This window comes from Streptomyces sp. (assembly GCF_035644915.1).
In the GTDB taxonomy this organism is placed as follows: Bacteria; Actinomycetota; Actinomycetes; order Streptomycetales; family Streptomycetaceae; genus Streptomyces.
On sequence record NZ_DASQNP010000208.1, the window covers coordinates 34,327 to 40,663 of the forward strand.

6 protein-coding genes and 1 rRNA gene are annotated in these 6,337 nt (G+C 72.9%); 5 read left to right on the forward strand and 2 right to left on the reverse strand.

All coding sequences use genetic code 11. From position 1 onward, the window contains the following. The first annotated feature begins 114 nt into the window (after positions 1-114). Genes VE546_RS23300 through VE546_RS23320 form a run of 5 tightly spaced genes read left to right on the forward strand, consistent with a single transcriptional unit; the run spans position 115 to position 5,612 of the window. The gene (locus VE546_RS23300; protein ID WP_324925516.1) at positions 115-1,374 is read left to right on the forward strand and encodes a DUF7544 domain-containing protein; all 1,260 of its coding nucleotides are present in this window, start codon (positions 115-117) and stop codon (positions 1,372-1,374) included. 4 nt (positions 1,375-1,378) lie between these two features. Beyond that, positions 1,379-2,104, forward strand: a complete 726-nt coding sequence (locus VE546_RS23305) for a DUF4129 domain-containing protein (RefSeq protein WP_324925518.1) — start codon at positions 1,379-1,381, stop codon at positions 2,102-2,104. Continuing rightward, positions 2,101-3,321, forward strand: coding sequence for a DUF4350 domain-containing protein (locus VE546_RS23310; protein ID WP_324925520.1), 1,221 nt, complete (start codon positions 2,101-2,103; stop codon positions 3,319-3,321). Before VE546_RS23305 ends, VE546_RS23310 begins: the two co-directional genes overlap by 4 nt. After that, on the forward strand, positions 3,318-4,283 hold the full coding sequence (locus VE546_RS23315) for a MoxR family ATPase (RefSeq protein WP_324925522.1): 966 nt from the start codon (positions 3,318-3,320) through the stop codon (positions 4,281-4,283). Before VE546_RS23310 ends, VE546_RS23315 begins: the two co-directional genes overlap by 4 nt. A gap of 18 nt (positions 4,284-4,301) precedes the next feature. Next, on the forward strand, positions 4,302-5,612 hold the full coding sequence (locus VE546_RS23320) for a DUF58 domain-containing protein (RefSeq protein WP_324925524.1): 1,311 nt from the start codon (positions 4,302-4,304) through the stop codon (positions 5,610-5,612). Between the two features lie 34 nt (positions 5,613-5,646). Here VE546_RS23320 and VE546_RS23325 read toward each other — a convergent pair whose 3' ends face one another. Beyond that, positions 5,647-6,159, reverse strand: coding sequence for an N-acetyltransferase (locus tag VE546_RS23325; RefSeq protein ID WP_324925525.1), 513 nt, complete (start codon positions 6,157-6,159; stop codon positions 5,647-5,649). Positions 6,160-6,253: 94 nt separating this feature from the next. Then, positions 6,254-6,337 (reverse strand): 5S ribosomal RNA (rrf, locus tag VE546_RS23330); the annotation flags it as partial.

Genomic DNA, 6,337 nt, shown 5'->3' on the forward strand with positions numbered 1-6,337 from the left:
GAGGCAGCCCGGACCGCCGGGGCCGCTACGTTCCGGAGCGGCCCGTGGCACGATGGCTGCCAGACCAGCCGACACATCCCACGGACGGGCCGCGAGAACACGAGGTGAACTGCAGTGAGTGACTCTCCGGGCTGGGCCTCGCCCGGATCCTCCCCCTCCGATCCTCCTCCCGCCTCCGGTAGGAGCGCATCCGGCGGCGGCGCGTCCGGCGGCGACACCGCCGGACAGCCCACCGACGCGGCGCACACCGGCAGGCCCCCCGCGGAACAGCCGCCCGCGAACTGGTCGGCACAGCAGCCGCCGCCCGCCCCACAGGGCTGGGGCGCGCCTCCTCCCCCGCCGCCGGGCCGGCCCGGCTGGGGCAACTGGAACCAGCCGCCCGCCGCCAAACCCGGCGTCATCCCGCTCCGCCCCCTGGGCGTCGGCGAGATCCTGGACGGGGCCGTCTCCACCGCGCGCGCCCACTGGCGTACGGCCCTGGGCATCTCGCTCGCCGTCGCGGTCATGATCCAGCTCGCGTCCACCATCGCCACCGGCGTGTGGCTGCGGGACAACAGCGGCTTCCAGGCCCTGCAGACCGAGGCCGAGCCCACCGCCGAGGACCTGCGGGACGCCCTCAACGGCACGCTGAACACCCTGAGCGTCGAGGTGCTGGCCGCCCTGGTCGGCACGGTCATCGCCACGGCGATGCTCACGGTGGTGGTCAGCCGCGCCGTCCTGGGCCGCCCGGTCTCCATCGGGGAGGCCTGGCGGGAGTCCCGGCCCCAGCTGCTGCGCCTGCTCGGTCTGACGCTGCTGGTGCTGCTGCTCGTGATCGGCGCGATCCTCCTGGGACTCCTGCCCGGCTTCCTGCTCGCCGCCGGGGGCTCGGGGGCGGGCGGGATAGCCCTCGGCCTCCTGGGCGGCTTCGCCGGCGTCGTGGCCGCCGTGTGGCTGTGGGTCCGCTACTGCCTCTCCGCGCCCGCGCTGATGCTGGAGCGGCAGGGCGTGTTCGCCGCCCTGCGCCGCTCCGCCAAACTGGTGCGGAACTCCTGGTGGCGGGTCTTCGGCATCCAGCTCCTCACGGTGGTGCTGGCCTCCATGGTCGGGATGATCATCCAGCTTCCCGCCTCCCTGCTGGCCCCCGTCCTCGGCGGTGACGGCCTGGACGGCTTCCTGACCGGAGGAGCCGTCGAGATGTCCTGGACGTACCTGGCCGTCCTGGGGGTCGGCGCGGTGCTCGCCTCCACCATCACCCTCCCGCTGAGCGCGGGCGTCACCGCCCTCCTCTACATGGACCAGCGCATCCGCCGCGAGGCTCTCGACCTGGAACTCGCCCGCGCCGCGGGCGTTCCCGGCTACGAGCGCCCCGGCGACGCCGCGCCGGGGGACTGATGTGGTGAGGGGCGCCACGGGGAAGGGCGCGGCGGCGAGGGAGACCCCGCTCGCCGCGCGCTCCGAGGACGAGGTGCCGGTGACGGTCCCTCGCGACCCGGCGCGCGAGGCCGCCGAGGACGAGCTGTCCAAGCCGATGTACCACGAGAACGACCCGAGCCTGCTGCGGCGCCTGCTCGACTGGGTGTGGGACCGGGTCGGCGACCTCCTCGACACCGCCGCCGGGGGCACCCCCGGCGGCTGGGTCGGCCTCGTGGTCATCACCCTGCTCGTCGTACTGCTGCTCGTCGCCCTGCGCCTGCGCATGGGCGCGCTGCGCCGGACTCCCGCCACGGGCGGGCACGGCGAACTCTTCGACGACCGCCCGCGCAGTGCCGCCGCGCACCGGGCCGAGGCCGAGCGGCACGCGGCCGCCGGCCGCTGGAGCGAGGCCCTCCAAGAGCGGATGCGGGCCCTCGTCCGCTCCCTGGAGGAGCGCGCCCTGCTCGATCCGCGCCCCGGCCGCACCGCCGACGAGGCCGCCACCGAGGCCGCCCGTGCCCTCCCCCAGCACACCGCGGCGCTGCGTGCCGCCGCCACCGCCTTCGACGAGGTCACATACGCCGCCCGCCCGGCCGACCGGGCCGCGTACCTCCATCTGCGCGACCTGGACGACGCCGTCCGGAACAGCAGGCCCCGACTGGTCGGGGAACGGTCCAGCGCCGCGCCCCCGGGCGGAGGCACCTCATGACGGCCGCCCCGCCCGCCCCCGCCCCGGCGACCTCGGTCTCGCCCACCTCCCGTCAGTTGTGGAGCCGTGTCCGCGGCCTGCTGCTGGCCGCGGCCGTCCTGGCCCTGGCCGGGCTGATCATCGCCGCCGTGCGTTCCGGCGAGCAGTACGGCCGGCTCGACCCGCGCTCCGCCGACCGCTACGGCAGCCGCGCCACCGCCGAACTCCTCGCCGGCCGCGGCGTGGACACCACCGTCGCCACCACCCTCGCCGAGGCCACCGGAGCGGTGGGCCCCGACACCACGCTGCTGGTGACCAACCCCGACCTGCTGAGCGCCCGCCAGCAGTCGGCACTGCGCGCCGCGACCTCCGGCAGCGGGGGCCGTACCGTCCTGCTGGCCCCCGGTCCCGTCTCGCTGGACGTCATCGCCCCGGGCGTACGCGCCGTCGGATCCGCGTCCGTACGCCCGCTTCCGCCGGCCTGCGACGCCCCCTACGCCCAGCGTGCGGGCAACGCCGACCTCGGCGGCATCACCTACACCACTTCCGCCGCCACCGTCGACGCCTGCTATCCCAGCGGGGAACTGCCCACCCTGCTCCGGCTGCCCGGAGAGTCCGGCGACGGCGACACCGTGCTGCTCGGCGCCCCGGACCTGCTGTACAACGACCGCCTCGACGAACACGGCAACGCCTCGCTCGTCCTGCAGCTCCTCGGTTCCCGCCCCCATCTGGTCTGGTACCTCCCCTCCCTGGACGACGCCGCCATCGACAGCGGCAACGAGAGCTTCTTCGACCTCATCCCCTCCGGCTGGAAGTGGGGAGCCCTCCAGCTCGCCGTCGCCGCGGTCCTCGCCGCCCTGTGGCGCGCCAGGCGGCTCGGACCCCTCGTCCCGGAACGACTGCCCGTGGCCGTCCCGGCGTCCGAGTCCACCGAAGGCCGCGCCCGCCTCTACCGCCAGGCGAACGCACGCGACCGTGCCGCCGACGCACTGCGCTCCGCCGCTCGCGCCCGGCTCGCCCCCCTCACCGGAGTCCCCGCCTCACAGGCCCATGTCCCCGAGGCCCTGTGTCCGGCCGTCGCCGCCCAGTTGGGCGGTGACAGCGCCACCCATGTGCGCGCCCTCCTCTTCGGTCCGGCCCCCGCCGACGACGACGCGCTCGTCCGGCTGGCCGACGACCTCGATCGCCTCGAACACCGCATCACCCCATCTCCGAGAGACAAGGACCGCACCTCGTGAGCGCCCCCTCCGCAGACAGCGCCCGCGCCGCCCTCGAGGCCCTGCGCAGTGAGATCTCCAAGGCCGTGGTCGGCCAGGACGCCGCCGTCACCGGACTTGTCGTCGCCTTGCTCTGCCGCGGACACGTGCTGCTGGAGGGCGTCCCCGGCGTCGCCAAGACCCTCCTCGTCCGTGCCCTGGCCGCCACGCTCGACCTCGACACCAAACGTGTTCAGTTCACCCCTGACCTGATGCCGAGCGACGTCACCGGCTCGCTCATCTACGACAACCGGACGGCCGAGTTCTCCTTCCAGCCCGGGCCGGTCTTCACCAACCTCCTCCTCGCCGACGAGATCAACCGCACCCCTCCCAAGACCCAGGCGTCCCTGCTCGAAGCCATGGAGGAGCGGCAGGTCTCCGTCGAGGGCACCGCGCGCAAGCTCCCCGACCCCTTCCTGGTGGCCGCCACCCAGAACCCGGTCGAGTACGAGGGCACGTACCCCCTTCCCGAAGCTCAACTCGACCGTTTTCTGCTCAAGTTGCAGATCCCGCTGCCCTCGCGGGAGGAGGAGGTCAAGGTCCTCACCCGGCACGCCGAGGGCTTCGATCCCCGTGACCTCGACGCCGCCGGAGTGCGGCGCGTCGCCGGTCCCGCCGAACTCGACGCGGCCCGCGCCGCGGTCGCCAAGACCTCCGTCTCCGCCGAAGTCGCCGGCTACGTCGTGGATATCTGTCGTGCCACCCGTGAATCCCCCTCGCTCTCCCTGGGCGCCTCACCCCGCGGCGCCACTGCCCTGCTCTCGACCGCACGCGCCTGGGCCTGGCTCACCGGACGCGACTACGTGACCCCCGACGACGTGAAAGCCCTGGCCCTGCCCACCCTGCGGCACCGCATCCAACTGCGACCCGAGGCCGAGATGGAGGGCGTCACCGCGGACAGCGTGATCACCTCGCTCCTCGCCCACGTCCCCGTACCCCGCTGAGGTGGCGTGAACTGACCGATGGCTCTCACCGGACGAACAGCCCTCATTGCCGCTCTCGGCGCGCTCCTCGTCGGTTTCCTGCTTCCCGGCTGGGCCGGACTACTCGCCGTCGAACTCCCCCTGCTGCTCGCAATTCTGTACGACCTGGGACGCGCGGCACCAGTCCGAAAGCTCCTTTTCACCCGTTCCGGTGACACATCAGTTCGACTCGGTGAACTCGCCCAGGTGCACCTCACCATTGCCAACCCCTCAGGGCGCCGGCTTCGCGCTCACCTCCGCGACGCCTGGCCCCCCAGCGCCTGGCCCCCGGGCTCCGAAGTCGAAGCCTCCCGGCACCGGCTGACCGTCCCCGCGGGCGAGCTCCGCCGCGTCACCACACAACTGCGTCCGACCCGCCGCGGCGACCACCAGGCGGCCCGCGTCACCGTACGGTCATACGGCCCGCTCGGCCTCGCCGCCCGCCAGGGCAGCCACTCCGTCCCCTGGACGGTGCGTGTCCTGCCGCCCTTCACCAGCCGCAAACACCTGCCCGCACGGCTCTCCCGCCTCCGCGAACTCGACGGGCGCACCAGCGTCCTCACCCGGGGCCAGGGCACCGAGTTCGACAGTCTCCGCGAGTACATCCCGGGAGACGACACCCGCTCCATCGACTGGCGTGCCACCGCCCGCCAGAGCAACGTCGCCGTCCGCACCTGGCGGCCCGAGCGCGACCGCCGCATCCTGACCGTTCTCGACACCGGCCGCACCTCGGCCGGCCGCGTCGGCGATGTCCCGCGTCTCGACGCCGCGATGGACGCCACCCTGCTGCTGGCCGCTCTCGCGGCCCGCGCGGGCGACCGCTTCGACCTCCTGGCCTACGACCGCCAGGTGCGCGCCGCCGTCCGGGGCCGCACCGCCCACGACCTGCTGCCGGCTCTGGTCACGGCCATGGCCACCCTCGAACCGGCCCTGGTCGAGTCGGACGCGCGGGGCATGGCCGCAGCCGTTCTCCGCAACGCTCCCCAGCACTCACTCGTCGTCCTGATCACCGGCCTCGACCCCTCCCCTGTGGAAGAGGGCCTGCTTCCGGTGCTCCCCCTCCTCACCCAGCGCCACACGGTCGTGGTCGCATCGGTCGCCGATCCGCGCATCGAGGAGATGGCCGCCGCCCGGGGCACGCTCGACGGTGTCTACGAGGCCGCTGCCGCCGCCCAGTCCCAGGCCGAGCGCCGGCACACGGCGGCCCGGCTCCGACGCCACGGTGTCACGGTCGTGGACGCCGTCCCGACCGCGTTGGCTCCCGCCCTGGCCGACACCTACCTGGCGCTCAAGGCCGCAGGCCGTCTCTGACCCGCTCCGCCGGATCCGTCCACGGAACTCCCACTCACTGGGGTCGGGCCAGTTCCATCTCATACGCCAGGAAGCCCGACCCCTGGGGATCGGGGTCAGTCATTCCTACGGTTCGGAAACCCTGACGGCGGTAGAAGGCCTCGGCTCGGGAATTGTCCTTGTGCACGCACAGCCGCAGGCCTCGAATCCCTGGACGAGCCCAGGCCCACTCGGCGGCCGCCTCGAAGAGTTGCGTCGCCAACCCGGTACCACGGTGCTCTGGGCGCACATAGACGCCCACAATGTGGGCGTACCGGTCGGCCTTGAGCAGGACGACCACCATTCCGCCCCATCGTCCCTCAGGGGTCTCACCGACGAACGTCGCCCCGTTCCCATGGCCCTCACCAGCAGCGGCACGTTGCTGCCAGGTGCTGTCCGGGTAAGCGGCGACCGTCTCGTACCGATCATGAAAAGCCACGGACGCCACAGGATCGGCGAGAGCCTGTAGTCTCAGCTCCTTGAGGAGTGGCCATTCCTCGGCCCGTGTGGTCCTGGCCTTGTACACCATCTACCGATACTGGCAGTACGGCCGATACAACCTCAACGCAGAAAAGGGCCCCGGTTCCCGAGTCGAAACTCAGGAACCGAGGCCCTCACATTTTGTTCGGCGGCGTCCTACTCTCCCACACGGTCCCCCGTGCAGTACCATCGGCGCTGAAGAGCTTAGCTTCCGGGTTCGGAATGTA